A 20352-nucleotide genomic window follows, 5' to 3' on the forward strand; every position below is an offset into this window, starting at 1 on the left:
ACCGTCGAGGCATCCATCGCCTCCGAGAACGAACCCGTCACATTCGCCGTCACCGCCACGCCAGTCGCACCAGCAGTCGGAGACGTATTCGTCACCGTCGGAGCCGTCGTATCACCACCACCACCGACGCTGGGTTCGTAAAAGTGCCAGTACCGGCTTGTGGCGTTCACATCGGCGAGCACCAGCAGACCGCTGTTGCCCGTGCCCCGCGTCGCACTGTTGAGGTTCTGCTTCGTCGACGTCACGTTGGTTACATATTGGTCGGCGTCCACGATACGAGCCGTCTTCGCGGTGGTGAAGCTGATGTCGCCCAGCGGCGCGGACTTCTCGTAGATCGCACCTCCCGAGCTGGTGCAGACACCAGCGTTCGTCGTGCCACTCGGCTTCGGATAAGTAGCGAAGGTACGCAGCCTCTGCGTGCTCTCATCAATCAAGACGATCACCCGGTTCGGGCATTCCGACACAGTCGCGATCGGGTGCGCCGACCACGTTGTGCCACTCAATGCCAACAGCTGGATCAGCGGCTGAGGCGCCGACGTGAACGACGTCTTAATAGCGGCGAAAACCCGACCACCCGAGGAGTCCAGCCACTTCAAGTTCATATGGTCATCACCGCTGCGCTGCCCCGACACCGCCGCCACAGGAGCGGTCCAGGCGGTGTTCGGCGCTCCATCGACGTGGTAGCTCCAGTACATGCCGTCGGCGGAGTCACCGACCTGCCGGCTCCACATCAGACCCATCTTGCCGGGTCCGAACGCGATCACAGCCGATGTGTCGTCCACAGACACATTGCTCAACGATGCAGGATGCTGGAACGGCGTCCCCCACGTCTTGCCATCCGTTCCAGTGACGTTCAGATAGATCTTGTTCGCCTGCTGCCACGTGGCCCACACCCGACCCGTCGAGTCCTTATCGATGGTCAGGGCCTCAACGCGGTAATTGTTGATCTGTGTAGAACCCAGACTCGAGTACTTCTTTGTACTCGAGTCGTAGCCGTAACGCCGCATCGTCGTCGGGTAGTTCGGCTCAGCCGGAAGACCGTCGTTGACGAACCGGTAGCTCGCCACATACAACGTCTTCCCGTCCCACAGCACGTCATGATGCGTGTTCGCCCGCGTGTCCGTCGCCACACCGGTATCGACCCACGAGCTCGTCGCGGCATTGAAGCGGAAGATATGAAAATCCGAGCTAGCGGTGTCCCACAGGTTCCCCCACCAGAGCCCGTCGTTGAACCACAACCCACTCGTCGCCCGCTTCGAACCCGTCGGCGTCCCCGTCCCCGAATGCGAAGGACCCTCAACCCCAACATCGCCGGGAGCAGCCGACGCCGCCACCGGCACCACCACAACAACACTCAGCGCAAGCAGCAGCGCTGTCAGCAGTGCATGGAGCCGCAGATTCCGCGACCCGCGTAGACGAAGACCAGCCGAGCGACCACCTCCCCGCCTTACGCCAAGCCAGGAAGTCCTGCGCCCTCTACCACGCCCGCGCATGTGAAAAAATGCATACATACAGCATCGTTGTCCCAGAATTGAACGTAGAACCCCAAGTTCTTACAGTGTCAATGGTTGAGGCATCAAAAGCAACCCCCAATTGTGATGACCCTGGACCAGACCGCGGCGGAGACAGCCGTCCGTTGTCCCGGTGCTGCCATGCTGTGGTCGCCGATCCCGGATGCGCTGGAGTAAGTCAGCCTGGGCGTCGCCAGTGCATCCACTGGGTGTTGTAGAGGTGTCCCGGACCATGAAGGACATGGGCATTCCGGTGGCATTGACGATGCTGTCCGGCCGGGTCACAGCGAGGCCAGGATCTCGCGGGCTGCATCGCCCTTGGCTCCCAGCACGGATTCGACGGCGTCGCGGGCTTTCTCGTACCGCCAGCCTTCGGCCAGCTCTGCGTTGTCCTTGGTGACCCCGAAGGACACTCCGGAGGTGTCGGCGAAGCTGCGGCGGAACCGGGCGATAACGTCGGGGCCAATCTCCTCGGCCACCTTCCTGGCGGGTTCCTGCAGGTCGGCAAGCCCTGCTCGTGCAGCCTCGATGGCTTCGATGGTGGATCCGGCGTTTTCGAGCTTGGAGTTGCGGGGAATGGTTATTGACGCCCTGCATCAACGTAGCGCGTCAATAAACCGCGGAGGGAGTCTGCATTCTGTTTGGTCAGGTCAATCTCGTATTCGGCGCCATCCAGTCCGAAGCGGATCGTTTCGGATGCCTGGGATCCGTCCAGGTCATCAATGAGTTCAATCACGGTGCGTTTAGCCATCAGATGATCTAACCAGCTGACGCGCCTGGCCCCGGGCACAGGTTGAGGAAGTCCTGTTGGAGGATGCGGACAGTCAGTCCCTGTACTCAGACGTTCGCGAAGACGACGCCGACAAGCTGGGTTGCGAGCAGTGGTTCCAGCCCCTTGCGCCCGGAGACGTCGTCCGGCCCTACGGCCGTTCCTGACGGACTGGCGCGGCCGCTTCACCCCGTCCCACTCCGTATAAAGGTAATCGCGGGATGGATCCAGGTCCGGGGACCCCTTGTCCTTGACGATTTTCTTCATGAGCGGCGTTCGAGGAAGTTGTAGCGCTTATGGAGCAGCGCGCCGGAGAATATCCCGACGTGGCTCGGATGACAGTTTGTCTTTTCCTCGAACTCCGCCAACGTAGGTCTCCGCGTTGTGCTCGTCGCCGTGGGCGGCCAGGCTGACGGATATCAGCGCGGGGGGCAGCGCGCGGAAGCTAAGCCGGGGCCTTGGGGATCATGATCCACAGCGCGATGTAGACCAGCTCGCCGATCCCCACCAGCCCAAAGATCACAAAGCCAAGCCTGACCAGGAACTTTGGGATCCCGAACCGGGCTGACAGGGCAGCACACACGCCACCGATGATTTTTCCGCTGCGCGGGCGCTCCAGTGCTGTAGTCATGGGGCCACGCTACCGCAGATTGCGGTGATTGAGCCTGGCTTTCGACAGGCTCAACCACCGACGGTTTACATATGGACGTGCAGGCGCCGCGCCGCTTCCGAGATGGAACCGCTCAGTGACGGGTACACAGTAAAGGTGCTGGCGACGTCGTCGACGTGCAGCTTCTGGGTGACCGCAAGGGAGATGGCGAAGATCAGCTCGGACGCGTTCGGCCCCACCACAACACCGCCAATGACTGTGCCGGAGCCCTTGCGCGCGAAGATCTTGACGAAGCCGTCCTTGTGATTGCGCATCTTGGCACGGGCATTGCTCTTGAGCGACAGCTTGACGATGTCGCCCTGGTACTTGCCGGACTGGATCTCGGCCTCGGAGACGCCCACGTTCGCGATCTCGGGTGAGGTGAAGATGTTGGACGCGACCTGGTGAAGCTTGAGCGGCATAACGCTGTCGCCCAGGAAGTGGGCGATCGCGATCCTGCCCTGCATAGCGGCCACCGATGCCAAAGCCAGCACTCCGGTGCAATCGCCGGCGGCGTAGATGTTCGGCGCGGTGGTGCGGGAGACGCCGTCGACCTTTACATGGCCGCTCTCGGTGAGTGCCACGCCGGCTTCTTCAAGGCCGATGCCGGCGGTGTTCGGGATGGAGCCCACGCAGACCAGGCAGTGGCTGCCGGTGACTTTCGATCCGTCACCCAGGGTGACCACCACGCCGTCGTCGGTCCGCTCGACGGTTTCAGCGCGCGCCCGGGACAGGACCCGCACTCCGCGGCGCTCGAAGACTTCCTCCAGCACCTCCGCGGCGTCGGTGTCCGAACCGGGCAGCACCCGGTCACGGCTGGAGATCAGGGTGACTTTGGAGCCCAGGCCGTTGTAAGCGGAGGCGAACTCGGCACCGGTCACACCGGACCCCACCACAATCAGTTCCTCGGGAAGCTCGTCAAGGTTGTAGATCTGGGCCCAGTTCAGGATGCGTTCCCCGTCCGGGCGCGCGGTGGGCAGCTCGCGGGGGTGTGCGCCGACGGCCAGCAGAATGGTGTCAGCTTCCACGATTTCGGTGCCGTCAGCGGTCAGGACCTCGATGGTGTGGCTGTCCAGGAGCTTGCCCGAACCCAGCAGGATGCGGACGTTCTGGTGCTCCAGTCCGGAGGAGATGTCCTGGGACTGCTGGCGGGCCAGGCCCAGCAGGCGGTCGTTGATGTGCTTGAGATCGGCGCGCATCACGGGCACAAAGTCGCCGCCGTCGACGTCGAACTTCACTCCCAGCTCCCCCGCCTCACCGACGCGGGTCATCAGGTCCGCGGTGGCGATCAGGGTTTTGGAAGGCACGACGTCGGTCAGCACGGCGGAGCCGCCCATGCCCGCGCGTTCGATGATGGTCACCTGCGCTCCCAGCGCGGCAGCTACCATGGCGGCTTCGTATCCGCCGGGGCCACCTCCGAGGATTGCGATCCGGGGTGAGCTGAAATCAGGATGCGTAGTCACAATCAACCATTCTCGCGCATCTGCGCAGGGACCACCAATAAAGGAGTGGCCCGTCACGGTGCCGGCCGCGGCCCGGAGCGACGCTTTTGCCACTGTGCACAGAGGCAACAGCGCGATAACTTGTACCAGTGAGTAATACAGACTTCCAGAACACGGATCCTTTCGCCGCCGCGCGCTCCGCCGCTGACTACATCGCCCAGGAGACCGGGGTGGACAGCCACGACGTCGCCCTCGTCCTGGGCTCAGGCTGGGCCGAAGCCGCCGACCTCATCGGCGAGACCACCGCCACCCTGACCGCTGACCGCGTCCCGGGCTTCCACGCCCCGGCCGTGGAAGGACATGTGGGCACCATCCGCTCCGTCCTGACCAAAGAGGGCAAACGCGCGCTGGTCCTGGGCGCACGGACGCACTACTACGAGGGCAAAGGCGTCCGCGCCGTGGTCCACGGCATCCGCACCGCTGCCGCTGCCGGCTGCAAAACCCTGGTCCTCACCAACGGCTGCGGGGGCCTGAACGAAAGCTGGACGCCGGGCACCCCGGTGCTCATCAAAGATCACATCAACCTCACCGCCACGTCACCGCTGGAAGGCGCAACGTTCGTTGACCTGACAGATCTGTACAGCTCGCGCATCCGTGCCCTCGCCCGTGAAGTGGACGCCTCACTGGAGGAAGGCGTCTACGCCCAGTTCAGCGGACCGCATTACGAAACGCCGGCCGAAGTCCAGTACGCCAAGCGGATAGGCGCCGACCTGGTGGGCATGTCCACCGCATTGGAAGCGATCGCCGGCCGCCACGCAGGCATGGAAGTGTTCGGAATTTCACTGGTCACCAACCTCGCAGCCGGCATCAGCTCCATGCCTCTCAGCCACCAGGAAGTCATCGAGTCCGGCCAGGCCGCCGGACCGCGCATCTCCAAACTGCTGGCGGGCATCATCGCCAAGCTTTAGCCACCAGGCCGTCGGCCCGCCCGACCCTGAGCCGCGTCGCGATTTAGCCGCCTCGCGTACCGACGAGCTGCAGGACGGTGGACTCCCGGGCCTCTGGAAACCGGCGCTCGATGGACTGGGCGATCCCGGCAATGCTCTGCCGGGACAGCTCAGTCCGCCAAGTGACTTCGGCGTGGCGCATGGTCTGCGAAATAAGGCACGTGCGGGCGTAGTCGGCGTCCATGCTGCCGCCCGGGGCGTCCTTGGCGATGCCTTCGCACCGGAAGGCATGGTCATTTCCTTCGATAGCCAGGACCACATCAAGGACAGAAATGCGGTCCGGACGCCTGGCCAGCGAGAAGCCGCCCCGCGGGCCGGACACCGAGGTCAGGATCCCGGCCCGCACCAGGGCCTGGAGCTGCTTGTTCAGATACGCGGCGGGAAGCTTGTAGAACTCAGCCAGCCGTGCGCTGCTGACGGCCTCCCCCGGCGCGGTCCAGGACATATTGACGCAGCTATGCAGCCCCCACTCAACACCCTGCCCCAATTTCATATTCGCGATATTACTTGTCCAGAAAATTTACTGCAAGGATTTCGCTGCTTTCCGCTGTCACAGGCGAGTGTTCAGGCACAGTTCCCGGAGCAATGACGATAGCGTTGACCGCATGACGCCCCCCGATGCCGCTTCCTTGTTCAGCCAAGCCCGCGAATGGGCGGCAAAAGATCCGGATCCCGCCACAGCCGCAGAGCTCACCGAGCTGCTGCAACTCGCGGAGGAGGGCTCCCGCGCAGCGTCACAGGAGCTGGCCGACAGCTTCAGCGGCACGCTGCAGTTCGGCACCGCCGGCCTCCGCGCCGCCCTGGGCGCCGGGCCGAACCGGATGAACCGCGTGGTGGTGCGCCGCGCCGCCGCCGGCCTCGCCGACTTCCTCGTTGATGCGGTGGGTGAGGCCGCGCCCGGTACCCGGCCACGCGCCGTCGTCGGCTATGACGCCCGCTATAACTCCGACATCTTCGCCGAGGAAACGGCGGCCATCTTCACGGCCGCAGGGATTGAAACCTTCCTGATGCCGTCTGCGCTGCCCACCCCGCTGCTCGCTTTCGCCGTGCGGGCCCTGGAGTGCGACGGCGGTGTGATGGTGACCGCCAGCCACAATCCCCCGCAGGACAACGGCTACAAGGTGTACCTGGGCCGTCACGCCGTGGAGGACAGCGGCCGGGGAGCGCAGATCGTGGCTCCCTACGACGCCAGGATCGCCGCGCGGATCGATGCCGAGGGCGCCTTGGAATCCATCACCCTTGCCACGGACGGCTGGACGGTCCTGGACCCGTCGGTTGCGGCGGACTATAAACGCGCGACGGCGGCACTCGCCGATGCGGCCCGCTTCCCGTCCCGTGACCTGCGGATTGTCCTGACCCCCATGCACGGCGTCGGCGGCGAAACGGCCGTGGCGGTGCTGAATGCGGCCGGCTTTGCCGACGTAACCCTGGTGGCCGAACAGGCGGAGCCGGATCCCGACTTTCCCACGGTGAACTTCCCCAATCCGGAGGAACCGGGCGCGCTGGACCTGGCCCTGGAGACTGCCGCCCGCGTCGACGCCGATATTGTCCTGGCCAACGATCCGGATGCGGACCGCGCCGCAGTGGCGGCGAAGGATCCTGACACCGGCGCGTGGCGTATGCTGCGCGGCGACGAGGTCGGCGCGCTCCTGGGGGCACACATTGTGGCCCGGCTGGCGGCCGGCACTGACGAAGCGTCAGGCAGCACGGACGAAGCTGGCGCGGACAGTGTCGGCGTATTCGCCAATTCGATTGTGTCCTCGCGCCTGCTCTCCCGCATCGCTGCCGCGGCAGGATACGCGCATGAGGAAACGCTGACCGGGTTCAAGTGGATTTCCCGGGTGCCCGGGCTGGTCTACGGCTACGAGGAAGCCCTGGGCTATTGCGTTGCACCTGAACTGGTCCGGGACAAAGACGGGATCTCGGCCGCTGTCTTCATCGCGGAACTGGCTGCCGCCGCCAAAGCGGACGGAAAAACCATTTTTGACACCCTGGACGAGCTCTATCTGCAGCACGGGCTGCACGCCAGCGATCAACTGAGCATCCGGGTGGCGGATCTGGGCCTGCTGGACGCCATGATGAACCGGCTCCGGGTCAGCCCACCAGATTCGTTCGGGTCCTCTACTGTTGAAACCTTTGTGGACCTGGCCGACGGAAGCGAGCTTTTGCCGCCCACCGATGGCTTGCTGTATCTGACCCGGGACCAGACCCGCGTGATCATCCGGCCCAGCGGCACCGAGCCAAAGCTCAAGTGCTACCTGGAAGTCATCGTCCCGGTTGAGTCGGTGGCCGAACTGCCGGAAGCCCGCCAGTCGGCCCGAACCGCCCTCGATAATGTGCTCGACGACGTCCGCGAGGCCCTCGGACTCTGACGTTGACGCCCCGCCTTTAAGTGTTGACGCCCCGCCTTTAAGTAAGGTCGGCCCCGCCGCGCATGACCGTTGCTGGCTGACACACAGGGGGCCCACACCGCTTTTTCGGGGCAGGGCAGCTCAAAGCCGGTCGGCCTAGACCTCGACTTCGATGAAACCGTCGGAAATGCGCGTGCTGAACGTTTCCAGGCGCACCGTGGCGGTTCCGAAGCATTCACCGGTTTCCAGGTCGTAGACCTCTTTGTGTAGCGGCGAAGCGATGGTGGGGCGTGTGCCGCGTGACCCCAGAATGCCGCGGGCTATCACGTGGGCGCCGGTGGCCGGATCTTCGTGGGCTACCGCAAAAACCTCGCTGGGCCCGGTCCGGAAAAGTGCCACCTGGCGGCCCGCAATGAGTGCCGCTTCGCCCCAGGCAAGCTCAAGCTCGTCCACGGCGCAGACCCGGTGCCAGGTAGCGGTGTCGGCGGCGAGCGCCCCAAGTTCCAGTGTTGCCGTCATGTCCGGCTCCTCTCCCCATGCTTGATTGGCCACCTCTATGGCCGTAACAAACAACTTAGGCAGCGGGTGTTTCAAAGGCGTTCAGTGAATGTGTCCGGCGCGTAAAAGAGACCTCACTCGTTCGGAAACGCGTTCGTGATGCAGAAGTTAAGCCTACGAAACAATTGGGAAACTGAAGCGAAACTGCGGCTACCTAGTCTGGATGGACACCTCGTCAGAGAAAGTCGCAGAACACCGTCTGCGGCACATGCGAAAGGCCCACAGTGACCGAACAGACTTCACGCCAGGACACAGAGAGCCGGGCACCGCGCCGGATCCTCGTCGCCGGTGGCGGCCCTGCTGCCCACCGCTTCGCCGATGCCATGCACACCCGGGGCCTTGAGGGCTGGCACGTCACGGTCCTCACGGAAGAAGCCCACCTCCCCTACGATCGAGTGGCGCTCTCCAAGGCACTGACTGACAGCAGTGTGGACCTGACCCTGGGCTCTGCCTCGATGTGGGACCACGGTTCCCTGTCATTGAAGACCGGCGAGCGCGTGATCAAGATCAATGCCGAGGCGAAGACGGTTGAGACCGCTGCCGGCAGCATCTTTGAATACGACGACCTGGTGGTGGCCACCGGCTCCGATGCCATGCGCCTCCCCATCCCCGGTGCCGAGCACGTGCACGTTTACCGCACGCTCGAGGACGTCTGGGCCATCAACAAGGCCATCGCGGAGCTCACCGAAAAGCTGGGCCGCAAGATCAACGCCGTCACCATCGGTGGCGGCCTCCTCGGCCTCGAATCAGCGGCAGGCACCGAGCAGCTCGGCGCCACGCCCGTGGTCATCAACGGCGCACCGTGGCTCATGAACACGCAGCTGGATGAAGGAGCGGGCCAGGCACTGGGCCGCCTCATCGAAGCCAAGGGCTTTACGGTCCACGGCGGCGTGTTCCCCTCGCGGGTCCTCTCCGACGACGACGGCCAGGTGACCGGCGTCCTCATGGCAGACGAACGGATCATCCCCGCCGACCTCGTCATCGTGGCCATCGGCGTCAAGCCCCGCGACGAACTCTTCCGCGCAGCCGAAGGCGAGCAGCCGCAGTTCAGCCTGGGCCCGCGCGGCGGCCTGGTCATCAACGACTTCTGCGCCACGGAAGTACCCGGTATCTGGGCCATCGGTGAAGTGGCCAACTTTGAGGGCATGTGCCTGGGCCTGGTTGCCCCAGCGAACACCATGGCCGAGATCGTCGCGGACCGCCTGCACGGCGGCGAAGCCACGTTTCCCGGCTTTGACACCGCCACAAAGCTCAAGCTCTCCGGCGTGGACGTTGCCAGCTTCGGTGACGCGTTCGCCCGGACAGAGCACTCCCTCGAGATCGTCTATGCCGACCCCGCCCGCGGCGTCTACCAGAAGATCGTCACCACCGATGATGCCAAGACCCTGCTCGGCGGCATCTTCGTAGGCGACGCCACCCCGTACACCAGCCTTCGGCCCATCCTCGGCCGGGAACTCAGCGCCGAACCGGGCGCCTACCTCACGGCGGCCGGCGGCGGCGACGCCCCGGAAACCGAACTCCCGGACGACGCCATCCTGTGTTCCTGCAACAACGTGGCCGCCGGCACCATCCGCGACACCATCAACGGCTGCGGCGCCTGCGACGGCAACGCCCCCGTCCAGGAACTTGGCGAGCTCAAGGGCTGCACCCGCGCCGGAACCAGCTGCGGTTCATGCGTGCCGATGCTCAAGAAGCTGCTGGAAACCGAACTCACCAAGTCCGGCGTCGAGGTCTCCAAGGCACTCTGCGAACACATCGAGCTTTCCCGCCAGGAACTCTTCGACGCCATCCGCGTGCTGGAACTGACCTCCTTCGAAGAGATCATGGCCAAGTACGGCACCGGCGCCGGCTGCGACATCTGCAAGCCCACCATCGCCAACATTCTGGCCAGCCAGAACAGCGCCTACGTCCTGGACGCCGGCCGCGGCACCCTGCAGGACACCAACGACCGCGCCCTCGCCAACATGCAGAAGGACGGCACCTACTCGGTGGTCCCCCGCATCGCCGGCGGTGAAATCACCCCCAAGAAGCTCGGCGTCATCGCCGCCGTAGCCGAGAAGTACAACCTGTACACCAAGATCACCGGCGGCCAGCGGATCGACATGTTCGGTGCCCGGCTGGAAGAGCTCCCGGAAATCTGGAAGGAACTGGTGGACGCCGGCTTCGAATCCGGTCAGGCGTACGGCAAGAGCCTGCGCACGGTGAAGTCCTGCGTCGGTTCCACCTGGTGCCGCTTCGGCGTCCAGGACTCAGTGGCCATGGCCATCCAGCTCGAGCTCCGCTACCGCGGCCTCCGCAGCCCGCACAAGCTCAAGATGGGCGTCTCCGGCTGCGCCCGCGAATGCGCCGAAGCCCGCGGCAAGGACGTCGGCGTGATCGCCACGGCCGACGGCTGGAACCTCTACGTCGGCGGCAACGGCGGTGCCACCCCGGCCCACGCCCGGCTGCTGGCCAAGGACCTCGACGACGAAACCCTGCTCAAGTACATCGACCGCTACTTTATGTACTACATCCGCACCGCCGACCGCCTGCAGCGCACCGCGCGCTGGCAGGAAGAGCTCGACGGCGGCATCAAGCATGTCGAGGACGTGGTGGTCAAGGACACCCTGGGCATCGCCGAGGAGCTCGAAGCCGCCATGGCCAAGCACGTTGACACCTACGTGGACGAATGGGCGGACACCCTGAAGGACCCCGAGCGCCTGCGCCGGTTCCGTTCCTTCGTCAACGCCCCCGATCAGAAGGATGACTCCATCACCTTCGTCTCCGACGAGCGTGGCCAGATGCGCCCTGCCACTCCGGAAGAAAAAGCCCGCGCCAGCCAACAGCCGGTCCTGATCGGTGCCTCCATCCCCATGCGGCCCCGCGCCGAGAACGAGGTATAGCCATGCAGCTCAGCATTGATCTCACCGGCCGCGAAGTCCTGGTCACCGGCTCCGACCACGCCGCCCGCCAGTCGGTCCGCCGCTACGAGGCAGCAGGCGCCGTCGTCTACCGCCTCAGCACCCCTGCGGGGGCAGCGCATGACGGCCCGCTCCCCGAGCGCCCGTTCCTGGTCGCAGCTGTCGACGACGGCCAGCCCGGCTGGGAGGCCCTGCTCGAGCGGTGCCGCGCCACCGGCATCCCGGTGGCGGCCGAGCCGGCCGCCGGACCCGTCGGCCACGTCACCCTGGTGGGTGGCGGACCCGGCACCACCGACCTGCTGACTGTCGCCGCCGTAAAGGCCCTCCGCGATGCGGACGTGGTGTACTTCGACCGGCTGGCTCCGTGCCAGGACCTGCCGGACCTAACCTCCGCCGAACTGGTGGATGTGGGCAAGAAGCCCGGCCACCACAAGGTGGGCCAGGCCGACATCGAGAAGCTCATGGTGGAGAGCGCCCTCGCCGGCAACAACGTCGTCCGACTCAAAGGCGGCGACCCCTACGTCTTCGGCCGCGGCGGCGAGGAAGTGGCCTCCTGCGTGGCAGCGGGCGTGCCCGTCCGTGTCATCTCTGGCGTCACCAGCGCGATCTCCGTGCCGGCGGCCGCCGGCATCCCCGTCACGCACCGCGAGGTCAGCCACATGTTCACCGTGGTCTCCGGCCACGCGCCCCTGACCGAAAAGGAACACACGCACCTGGCCGGACTGGGCGGCACCATTGTGGTCCTGATGGGCATCGGCACCCTGCACCAGCTCGTGGCCGGACTCCGCAAAGCCGGCATGCGCCCCGATATGCCCGTGGCCGTCGTCGAACGCGGTTACCGCCCCGGCCAGCGCACCACCATCGCGGACCTGGGCACCATCACCTCCGCCGCTGCCGGGTGCAGCAATCCCGCCGTGCTTGTCATTGGCGAGGTGGTTCGCGTGGCGGAAGCCAACCGCGGGCATGCTGAGGCCGCCGCCGACCTCGACCGGCTGGCGGCCTCGCTGCTCGGTTCATGAAAGGATTGACCCCCATGAACGCACTGGCACCAGCTGAGCCTGCCCAGCTTGACGAGACGTCCGGGCCGGAGACTGCGGATTCCCCGCTGGAGGGCTTCCGCATCGGAGTCACCTCGCACCGGCGCTCCCGGGACCTCATCGAGGCCCTGGAACGCCGCGGCGCGGAAGTACTGCACGCGCCGGCCCTCAAGATCGCCCCGGTGCAGGAGGACATCCGCCTCATCGAGGACACCAAGGCCATCATCGCCGCACGCCCGGACCTATGCATCGCCACCACGGCGTACGGCATGCGCCGCTGGTGCGAAGCCGCCGATTCCTTTGGGATCGGTGAGCAGCTGCTGGAAACCCTCGGGGCATGCCGGATGTTCGTCCGCGGCCCCAAAGCCCGCGGCGCGGTCCGCGCGGCCGGACTCGCCGACGTCGGAATCAGCAGCGACGAAACCACCGCAACGCTGGTGGACATGCTGCTCGCCGAAGGCGTGCGCGGCAAAACCGTGGCCGTGCAGCTGCACGGCTACACGGACGTCCGGCAGCTGGAACGGCTGCGTATGTCCGGCGCCACGGTCCTGACGGTCACCCCCTACCGCTGGGTAAAGCCCGACGGCGAAGACCGGCTTCCGCGCCTCATCGAGGCTGTGTGCAGCGGCAACCTGGATGTCCTCACCTTCACCAGCGCCCCCGCCGTCGATGCCGTGTGGAGCACCGCCCAAGAAATGGGCGTCTACAAGCAGCTCATCGAAAGCCTGCAAACCAACGTCACCACGGCAGTGGTGGGGCCCGTCACGGCCCAGCCCCTGCTCGATGCCGGTCTCTCGCCGCTCATTCCGGAGCGGTTCCGGATGGGCGCCCTCATCCGCCTGGTGTGCGAGCACCTCGCCCTGAACCACGTGCGGCGGCTGGACACCGTCTCCGGCAACCTTGAGCTGCGCGGGCGCAGCCTGCGGGTCGACGGAGTGCAGGTCGAGCTGGCGCCTGCGCCGCTGCTGCTGCTGCGTGCCCTGTTGGGGGCAGGTGGAGCCGTGCTCTCACGGGAATCGCTGTCCGAGCTGCTCGAGCTGAAGGGGTCAGTCCACGCCCTGGACATGACTGTCAGCCGCCTGCGGTCATCGCTGCCGGACGGCCGCCTGGTGGAGACGGTGGTCAAGAGAGGTTACCGGATCCGCGTCTAGCACCTCTCCTATTGTTACCGGGCGGTAAATGGCAGCGACCATATGGAACACGGTGGAAAAACAGGCGGCCTACGCTGGGGTTCACCACGAACCGCCCGGCCGGAATACACTGACGGCCGCCGGCGAAAGGGCCAGTACATGTCCGCACCCGCACCCTCCACTGTCACCTCCGGGCCCGCCGCCGGCTCGCCCCGTATCGTCATCGTCGGGGCAGGGCCGGCCGCACAGGCCCTGGTCACCAGTTGAACCGCGCCCGGTTCGGCGGCACCGTCACGGTGCTGAGCAACCGGGACGACACGTCCGCGGAACTCCTGGACCTCGCCGCGCTGCCCCAGGTCTCGCTCCGCTTCGGCCAGCCTGCCAGTTTCGTCGACGCCGGAACCCGCACGGTGTCCACCGCGGACGGCATGGAATTCGGTTATGACCACCTGGTCATCGCCACGGGTTCAGCACCTGAGGAGGCCCCCGTGGAAGGCGCCAGCCACTGCCTGAGCTATTCCACGATCGACGACGCCTCCGCCATTGGAGCAGCCGTTCGGGACCTGACCACAGCACTGGGCCGCCGCCCCCTCGGCATTCTGGTGGGTACCGGCACCGCGGCAGGACAGGCCGAGGCCGTGTTGCGGGCCCGCGGGGTCCGGCCCATCCGCACCACGCTCCGGCCCGCCGCGGTTAAGGCGCCCGTCCCCGGCCATGGGCCGAACGCCTCAGGAATCGTTTTGCCGACGGCAGCAGCATGAACGGCGACCTCGTGGTCCTGGCCGAGGAAAGGGTGGCCCGGGACGGGCTCGCGGCAAGCGCCGGGCTCCGCACTGCACCCGGCGGCGGGATCGCTATCACCCAGGACTCCCGGACCTCAGTTCCCGGCATCTGGGCCATCGGTGACGCCGCAGCGTTCGACGGCGTCCGGCTGGGACTGCTGGTCGCGGCGGCTTCTGCCGCCGGCGCCTGCGCCGCACAGCTGATGACCGCTACATCAGCGGCGGAAGGCGTGGCTGCGGGTGTGCCGGAGCGCGTGCCTGCGGCCGCGTGAGCGTCCGCCCGCCGTGACACCCGCTGTGACAAGATGGTCACCTGAACAGCCACGCACTGTGTGGCTCCGGCGGCCCACAAGGCCACATGGAAAGGACCATCATGAGCAACGCAGCCACTCCTGCCGACCGGACCGGAGCCGGTACGGACTCAGCGTCGGGCAACATCGCTTCCTACATCGACCACACGCTGCTCAAGCCCGAGGCCAGCGAAGCGGAGATCCTCAAAGTGTGTGCCGAGGCCGCTGAGTACCACTTCAAGTCAGTCTGTGTGAACCCCCTCTGGGTCAAGACGGTCAAGACCGCGCTCAAGGGGTCCGGGGTTCTGACGTGCTCGGTGATCGGCTTTCCCCTGGGTGCCACGCCCAGCGATGTGAAGGCCTTTGAAGCCCGCGGCGCGGTACTGGATGGTGCGGACGAAATCGACATGGTCATCAACCTCGCGGCAGCCCGTGCCGGTGACAAGGGTGCACTGGTGGACGATATCTCCGCCGTCGCCGACGCGGTCCACGCGGGCGGCGCCATCCTGAAGGTCATCATCGAAACCGCATTGCTCAGCGACGACCAGAAGGTGCTTGCCTGCCAGGCGTCCGTTGAAGCGGGGGCGGACTTCGTTAAGACGTCCACAGGCTTCAACGGCGGGGGTGCCACGGCCGAAGACATCGCCCTGATGCGCCGCACCGTCGGCCCCGATCTCGGCGTCAAGGCGTCCGGCGGCGTACGTTCCCTGGCCGACGCGCAGGCTATGATTGCTGCAGGTGCAACACGTATTGGTGCCAGTTCCGGCATTGCCATAGTCAAGGGTGAACAGGGTTCATCCAGCTACTGACGCCGGCCCGGGGCCGCCACAGTTTGAGCCCCGCGGGGCCGAGGAGGAAAGAATGTCCAGCAAGACCACAGAGTCCGGCAACGCCACGGTGCAGACCCCCCAGAACGAGAACAGCCTCCTGGGCAGCATCCTTCTGTTTGTACCCATGATGGCGCTGTTCCTGGGCTCCATCTACTCCCTGTCCTTCCTCACGCTCGGCAACCCGTGGCCGATGGCCGTCTGCCTGGGCCTGTTTTTCCTGGCGTTCTGGATCCCGCAGACCATCCTGGGCCGCTCGGATTCCGCCGGCGGGAAGTAAGAACCCTCGGTATCTCAGAAAGGCTGGGGCCCCGGATCAATTCCGGGGCCCCAGCCTCTTAAAGTCATGGACGCTTAGATACTGGCCGCCTAAGTACCGGCCGCGTCAGCCCACGTCAATTAAATACAGGCCGCGTCAGCCCGACCCAAGCAGGCGGCTGACTGTGGTCTTTCCGATCGCCATGGCCGCCGGGAAGTGTGCTTTCGCCAACGACCAGGCCGCTACGAACACACCCACCATCGCGTAGGCGCTGACCGGGATCAGCACCAGCCACTCGCGCCGGGAACCTGCGCGGCCCAGCAGCGGCAGGGAAAAGGCGCCGTTGGCTTTCCAGACGTCGTTGAGCACCGGCAGCTTCCGGAGGAACTTCGGCGGCTTGATGACGATCGGCCAGAGCAGCGGCACACCCCCGGTGGTGATCATGTCCCCCACGATGTGGACCACTACCCCGGTCAGCATGGACACGGGCAGCCAGGTCCACTGCTCCGGCGCGAACCAGGTCACCAGTCCGGCCATGGTCAGAGCAAAGATCCAGTTGCTGATAAAGCCGGACTTGGGAAACAGCTTCAGCGCCTTGGCCGCAATGTTGATCAGGAACATGCACAGCAGGCCGGCGCCCACCGACAGCAGGCCCCAGTCCGTCTGCAGCTGGAACTGCCCGGCCATCATGGCCAGCAGCACAAAGCACGCCGCCCCGAGCACCGAGTGGGTGCCTTGCCGATGCCCGCCGCTGACGTTCTCAATACCCACGGCAATCACATTGGACAGCGGCGGCAGTGAGTTTGCCACCGTGCTGTGGCGGTGGTCCCAGTCGCACACCAGCGCCGTCCCCGCCGTCGCCATCCCGCCGATGATGATTCCGGTGGCGTCCAGCGGATACCAGCCCAGCGTGTACGGTCCCGTTGAGGCAATAGCTACCCACGCCGCGGCTCCCGACGCGGCGTGATGTCCTCCCATCAAGCTTTAACTCACCGCCAGCGGTGCGTCGGAGAAAATGTTGCGGATGACCCCGTTGGCCCATTCCAGGATTTCGGCGTCCTGCAGGTCGCGGCCGCCGATCCTCGCGGTCTTGGGCTTCGGAATCAGCACCGCGTCCAGAGTGGGCTTGGACTGGGAACCCGGGTACATCCGGGTCAGCCGCATCAGTTTAGACTCCGGCAGCTGCGCCGGCGAGAACTTGATGAAGTTCCCCTGAAGCGCGACGTCGGACAGGCCGGCCTCGCGGGCACCCACCCGGAAGCGGGCCACGGCGATGAGGTTCTGGACCGGCAGCGGCGGCTCGCCGTAGCGGTCCACAAGCTCGGCCAGGACCTCCTCGATGGCCTCATAGGTCAACGCGGAGGCCAGCTTCCGGTAGGCCTCCAGGCGGAGCCGCTCCCCCGGCACATAATCGTGCGGGAGGTGGGCGTTGACCGGCAGCTCGATCTTCATTTCGGCGGCCTTTTCCTCGGCGTCGCCGCGGTAGTCGGCCACCGCCTCACCTACCAGGCGGATGTAGAGGTCGAAGCCGACGCCCTGGATGTGGCCGGACTGCTCACCGCCCAGCAGGTTGCCGGCGCCACGGATTTCGAGGTCCTTCATGGCCAGCTGCATGCCGGCACCGAGCTCGTTGTGCGTGGCAACGGCCTTGAGCCGTTCCAGGGCCACCTCGCCCAGGGGCTTCTCGGACGGGTACAGGAAGTAGGCATACGCGCGTTCACGGCCGCGGCCCACCCGGCCGCGGAGCTGGTGCAGCTGGGAGAGGCCGTACTTGTCGGCCCCGTCCACGATCAGGGTGTTGGCGTTGGAGATGTCCAGGCCGGTTTCGATGATGGTGGTGCACACGAGGACGTCGAAGCGCTTTTCCCAGAAGTCCACAATGATCTGCTCCAGCCGGCTCTCGGACATCTGCCCGTGCGCCACCTCCACGCGCGCTTCCGGAACCAGTTCACGGATCTTCGCGGCCGTCCGTTCGATGGTGGACACCCGGTTATGCACAAAGAACACCTGGCCTTCGCGCATCAGCTCACGCCGGATGGCCGCCGAGGTCTGTTTGTCCGTGTACGGGCCCACGTAGGTCAGCACGGGGTGGCGTTCTTCCGGCGGCGTGGCCAGCGTGGAGGTTTCCCGGATGCCGGTCAGGGACATCTCCAGGGTCCGCGGAATGGGTGTGGCGCTCATGGCCAGCACGTCCACGTTGGTCCGCATCTTCTTCAGAGCTTCCTTATGCTCCACGCCAAAGCGCTGCTCCTCATCCACGATCACCAGGCCCAAGTCCTTGAACGCAAAGTCTTTGGACAGCAGGCGGTGGGTGCCGATGACGACGTCAACGGAGCCGCTCTTGACGCCCTCCACGGTCTCCTTGGTTTCCTTGGTCCCCTGGAACCGCGACAGTGCCTTGACCCGCAGGGGGAAGCCGGAGAAGCGCTCGGTGAACGTTTCGTAGTGCTGCTGGGCCAGCAGGGTGGTGGGCACCAGGACCGCCACCTGCTTCCCGTCCTGGACTGCCTTAAACGCGGCCCGGACGGCGATCTCGGTCTTGCCGTAGCCCACGTCGCCGGACACCAGGCGGTCCATGGGGATCTCCCGCTCCATGTCCGCCTTGACCTCGTTGATGGTGGTCAGCTGGTCCGGCGTCTCCACATACGGGAACGCCTCCTCCAGCTCACGCTGCCACGGGGTGTCGGGCCCGAAGGCGTGGCCCTTTGAGGCCATCCGCGCGGAGTACAGCCTGATGAGTTCGCCGGCGATCTCCTTGACGGCCTTGCGCGCCTTGGACTTGGTGCTGGCCCAGTCGGAGCCGCCCATCTTGCTGAGCACCGGGGTGTCACCGCCGACGTAGCGGGTAACCTGGTCCAGCTGGTCGGTGGGGACAAACAGGCGGTCCCCGGGGGCGCCGCGCTTGGACGGGGCGTATTCCAGGACCAGGTATTCGCGGACGCCGTCTCCGCCGCCGGCCACCTTGCGCTGGATGAGTTCGATGAAGCGGCCAATGCCGTGCTGTTCGTGCACCACGGAATCGCCGTTGACCAGCTGCAGCGGGTCCACGGCGTTCCGCCGCTTGGACGGCATGCGCCGCATGTCCTTGGTGGAGCCCGCGGAGGTCCGTCCAAGCAGGTCCGCTTCGGTGAGCAGCCCCAGCTTGAGGCTGTCCAGGACAAAACCGCGTCCGACGGCGGCAGTGGTCACCTCGATGATGCCCGCCTGCGGCTGCTGCTCAAGGGTGTCCACCCGGGCACAGGGGATGTCGGCATCGTGGAACAGTTCCGCCAGGCGCTGCGCCGGGCCGGGTCCCTCCGTGGCCACCACGATCCGCCACTGGTCCCGGACGTGGGAGCCAATGAAGTCCATCATCTCGGCCACATCGCCCTGGTACCCGCGCGGTTCCCGGGCACGGAGGTTCAGGACGTCGATCTCCGGCAGCAGCTCCTCGTCAGTGGCCAGCGACGTGATGGACCACCAGGACACCTCGTGCTCCAGCGAGAAGCTCCGGGTTTCGGCCAGGGAACGGAAGCTGGCGGAGTGCAAAGCTGCCGACGCCTGCGAACTGAGGTCCAGCGGAGCCGTGCCGCCATCCGATGCCGTGGACCAAGCGGCTTCCAGGAACTCCTCGTTGGTGGCCGCAAGATCGTGTGCGCGCCTGCGGACCTTTTCCGGTTCAATGATCACCGAGATGGACCCGGCGGGCAGCTGCTCCACAAACGGGACCATGGCGTCCACCAGCACCGGGGCCAGGGATTCCATGCCTTCCACCGTGATCCCGCCGGCGATCTTCTCCAGCATGTCCGCGGCCGCGGGAAGCTGAGCCTTCAGGGTGGCCGCGCGGGACATCACCGACGGCGTGATCAGGATTTCGCGGCAGGGCGGGGCGTGGAGCTCGGTGGGGTGATGCACGCCGGGCGCCGACAGCGAGCGCTGGTCGGCGACCGCGAACCAGCGCATCTGGTCCACCTCGTCGCCGAAGAACTCCACGCGGATGGGATGGTCCTCGGTGGGCGGGAAGACGTCGATGATGCCGCCGCGGACGGCAAACTCGCCACGGTGGGTGACCATGTCCACGCGTGCGTAGGCGGCGTCGGCGAGGCTCCGCACCACGTTAGAGAACGGCATGTCCTGTCCCACCTTCAGCGTGACCGGAACCAGCTCACCCAACCCGGCGACGATCGGCTGGACCACCGCGCGGACCGGCGCTACCACCACACGCAGCCGGCCCGCCGTCGAACTTTCCGGGTGCGCCAGGCGGCGCAGGACGGACAGCCGGCGGCCCACCGTGTCCGAGCGGGGTGAGAGCCGTTCATGCGGCAGGGTTTCCCAGCTGGGGAACTCGGCCACTGAATCGGCCGGCAGGTAAGCGCGCAGGGCCGCCGTCAGATCCTCTGCTTCGCGTCCTGTCGCAGTGACTGCCAGCACCACGGCCGGGAGCCCGCCGTCGGCAGGTCCTTCGTCGGCGCCGGCGGCCAGGCCGTCTGCCATTTCCGCCAGCAGGACGGCGCGGAGTCCGGCCGGCGCACTGATCTGGTAGTCCTGGCCCCGGACGCCAAAGCCCCTGGCCGCCTCGGCCTGGACCCGCGCGAACGTCTGGTCTTCTGCCAGGACACGGCGCAGTCCGGCCAGCGAGGGACCAGCGTGGGACAGGCCAGGATGGGACGGGCCAGTGGGGCTCATGGCGGAAACTCCTGTGGGGGTCACGGAAAAGCAGGCAACACGAAAACCCGAAATTCACTTCGAATCCCGGGTCATCCCAGCCTACCCCTGCACCGGGACCCGCCGGGCACCCCCGTTGCTAAGCTTGCTGGGGAAGCGCGCCTGCTGGGCGCGTCCGCCCGGCTGGCCTGAGGAG

The 20352-nt window shown here is 66.1% G+C and carries 16 protein-coding genes and 1 pseudogene; 8 read left to right on the forward strand and 9 right to left on the reverse strand.

Going from position 1 to position 20352, the window contains the following annotated elements:
• From ACZYZ4_RS10450 to ACZYZ4_RS10470, 5 genes are all read right to left on the reverse strand, one after another.
• Nucleotides 1-1238, reverse strand: a 1238-nt coding sequence (locus ACZYZ4_RS10450; protein WP_463860594.1) for an Ig-like domain-containing domain, incomplete at its 3' end; no start/stop codon positions are given.
• Nucleotides 1239-1792: 554 nt separating this feature from the next.
• Nucleotides 1793-1990, reverse strand: a complete 198-nt coding sequence (locus ACZYZ4_RS10455) for a hypothetical protein (RefSeq protein ID WP_463860596.1) — start codon at nt 1988-1990, stop codon at nt 1793-1795.
• A 101-nt stretch (nt 1991-2091) separates the two neighbouring features.
• Nucleotides 2092-2262, reverse strand: coding sequence for a histone-like nucleoid-structuring protein Lsr2 (locus tag ACZYZ4_RS10460; protein ID WP_463860598.1), 171 nt, complete (start codon nt 2260-2262; stop codon nt 2092-2094).
• Nucleotides 2263-2725: 463 nt separating this feature from the next.
• A complete protein-coding gene (locus ACZYZ4_RS10465; RefSeq protein WP_252566255.1) occupies nt 2726-2911 on the reverse strand; it encodes a PspC domain-containing protein in 186 nt (61 codons plus the stop codon).
• 65 nt (nt 2912-2976) lie between these two features.
• Complete coding sequence (locus ACZYZ4_RS10470; protein WP_463860600.1) at nt 2977-4392, reverse strand: NAD(P)H-quinone dehydrogenase; 1416 nt, start codon at nt 4390-4392, stop codon at nt 2977-2979.
• Between the two features lie 128 nt (nt 4393-4520).
• Between ACZYZ4_RS10470 and ACZYZ4_RS10475 the strand changes: the two genes are divergently transcribed.
• Nucleotides 4521-5339, forward strand: a complete 819-nt coding sequence (locus ACZYZ4_RS10475) for a purine-nucleoside phosphorylase (RefSeq protein ID WP_463860602.1) — start codon at nt 4521-4523, stop codon at nt 5337-5339.
• Between the two features lie 43 nt (nt 5340-5382).
• Here the strand turns inward: ACZYZ4_RS10475 and ACZYZ4_RS10480 are convergent, their stop codons facing one another.
• The gene (locus ACZYZ4_RS10480) at nt 5383-5871 is read right to left on the reverse strand and encodes an RrF2 family transcriptional regulator (RefSeq protein ID WP_463860604.1); all 489 of its coding nucleotides are present in this window, start codon (nt 5869-5871) and stop codon (nt 5383-5385) included.
• 112 nt (nt 5872-5983) lie between these two features.
• On the opposite strand from ACZYZ4_RS10480, the gene ACZYZ4_RS10485 reads away from it, so the two are divergent.
• Nucleotides 5984-7750 (forward strand): phospho-sugar mutase, encoded by a 1767-nt coding sequence (locus tag ACZYZ4_RS10485; protein ID WP_463860606.1) that lies wholly within the window; start codon nt 5984-5986, stop codon nt 7748-7750.
• A 135-nt stretch (nt 7751-7885) separates the two neighbouring features.
• On the opposite strand, the gene nirD is transcribed toward ACZYZ4_RS10485, so the two are convergent.
• Nucleotides 7886-8248 carry a nitrite reductase small subunit NirD gene (gene nirD, locus ACZYZ4_RS10490; RefSeq protein ID WP_463860608.1) on the reverse strand — a complete coding sequence of 121 codons (363 nt, stop codon included), beginning with the start codon at nt 8246-8248 and terminating at the stop codon, nt 7886-7888.
• Between the two features lie 263 nt (nt 8249-8511).
• On the opposite strand from nirD, the gene nirB reads away from it, so the two are divergent.
• The 6 genes and pseudogenes from nirB (at nt 8512) to ACZYZ4_RS10520 (ending at nt 15533) form a co-directional block, all read left to right on the forward strand.
• On the forward strand, nt 8512-11169 hold the full coding sequence (gene nirB, locus ACZYZ4_RS10495; protein ID WP_463860610.1) for a nitrite reductase large subunit NirB: 2658 nt from the start codon (nt 8512-8514) through the stop codon (nt 11167-11169).
• A 2-nt stretch (nt 11170-11171) separates the two neighbouring features.
• Nucleotides 11172-12206, forward strand: coding sequence for a uroporphyrinogen-III C-methyltransferase (cobA, locus tag ACZYZ4_RS10500; RefSeq protein ID WP_463860612.1), 1035 nt, complete (start codon nt 11172-11174; stop codon nt 12204-12206).
• Nucleotides 12207-12220: 14 nt separating this feature from the next.
• Nucleotides 12221-13375 carry a uroporphyrinogen-III synthase gene (locus ACZYZ4_RS10505; RefSeq protein WP_463860614.1) on the forward strand — a complete coding sequence of 385 codons (1155 nt, stop codon included), beginning with the start codon at nt 12221-12223 and terminating at the stop codon, nt 13373-13375.
• 138 nt (nt 13376-13513) lie between these two features.
• A pseudogene (locus ACZYZ4_RS10510) lies at nt 13514-14408 on the forward strand (FAD-dependent oxidoreductase).
• Nucleotides 14409-14509: 101 nt separating this feature from the next.
• The gene (gene deoC, locus ACZYZ4_RS10515; protein ID WP_463860616.1) at nt 14510-15235 is read left to right on the forward strand and encodes a deoxyribose-phosphate aldolase; all 726 of its coding nucleotides are present in this window, start codon (nt 14510-14512) and stop codon (nt 15233-15235) included.
• 52 nt (nt 15236-15287) lie between these two features.
• Complete coding sequence (locus tag ACZYZ4_RS10520; RefSeq protein WP_463860618.1) at nt 15288-15533, forward strand: hypothetical protein; 246 nt, start codon at nt 15288-15290, stop codon at nt 15531-15533.
• A gap of 135 nt (nt 15534-15668) precedes the next feature.
• On the opposite strand, the gene ACZYZ4_RS10525 is transcribed toward ACZYZ4_RS10520, so the two are convergent.
• Together ACZYZ4_RS10525 and mfd are read right to left on the reverse strand one after the other, a co-directional pair.
• Nucleotides 15669-16490: a metal-dependent hydrolase gene (locus tag ACZYZ4_RS10525; RefSeq protein ID WP_463860620.1), complete on the reverse strand. Its 822-nt coding sequence runs from the start codon at nt 16488-16490 to the stop codon at nt 15669-15671.
• Between the two features lie 6 nt (nt 16491-16496).
• Complete coding sequence (gene mfd, locus ACZYZ4_RS10530; protein ID WP_463860621.1) at nt 16497-20177, reverse strand: transcription-repair coupling factor; 3681 nt, start codon at nt 20175-20177, stop codon at nt 16497-16499.
• Nucleotides 20178-20352: the final 175 nt, after the last annotated feature.

The sequence above is a fragment of the Pseudarthrobacter adonitolis genome, assembly GCF_055412845.1.

Coding starts and splice junctions, on each gene's coding strand:
- ACZYZ4_RS10520 (WP_463860618.1), top strand. CDS start 15,288: ATGTCCAGCAAGACCACAGAGTCCGGCAACGCCACGGTGCAGACCCCC.
- ACZYZ4_RS10480 (WP_463860604.1), bottom strand. CDS start 5,871: ATGAAATTGGGGCAGGGTGTTGAGTGGGGGCTGCATAGCTGCGTCAAT.
- ACZYZ4_RS10465 (WP_252566255.1), bottom strand. CDS start 2,911: ATGACTACAGCACTGGAGCGCCCGCGCAGCGGAAAAATCATCGGTGGC.
- cobA (WP_463860612.1), top strand. CDS start 11,172: ATGCAGCTCAGCATTGATCTCACCGGCCGCGAAGTCCTGGTCACCGGC.
- mfd (WP_463860621.1), bottom strand. CDS start 20,177: ATGAGCCCCACTGGCCCGTCCCATCCTGGCCTGTCCCACGCTGGTCCC.
- ACZYZ4_RS10505 (WP_463860614.1), top strand. CDS start 12,221: ATGAACGCACTGGCACCAGCTGAGCCTGCCCAGCTTGACGAGACGTCC.
- ACZYZ4_RS10460 (WP_463860598.1), bottom strand. CDS start 2,262: ATGGCTAAACGCACCGTGATTGAACTCATTGATGACCTGGACGGATCC.
- nirD (WP_463860608.1), bottom strand. CDS start 8,248: ATGACGGCAACACTGGAACTTGGGGCGCTCGCCGCCGACACCGCTACC.
- ACZYZ4_RS10525 (WP_463860620.1), bottom strand. CDS start 16,490: ATGGGAGGACATCACGCCGCGTCGGGAGCCGCGGCGTGGGTAGCTATT.
- deoC (WP_463860616.1), top strand. CDS start 14,510: ATGAGCAACGCAGCCACTCCTGCCGACCGGACCGGAGCCGGTACGGAC.
- ACZYZ4_RS10485 (WP_463860606.1), top strand. CDS start 5,984: ATGACGCCCCCCGATGCCGCTTCCTTGTTCAGCCAAGCCCGCGAATGG.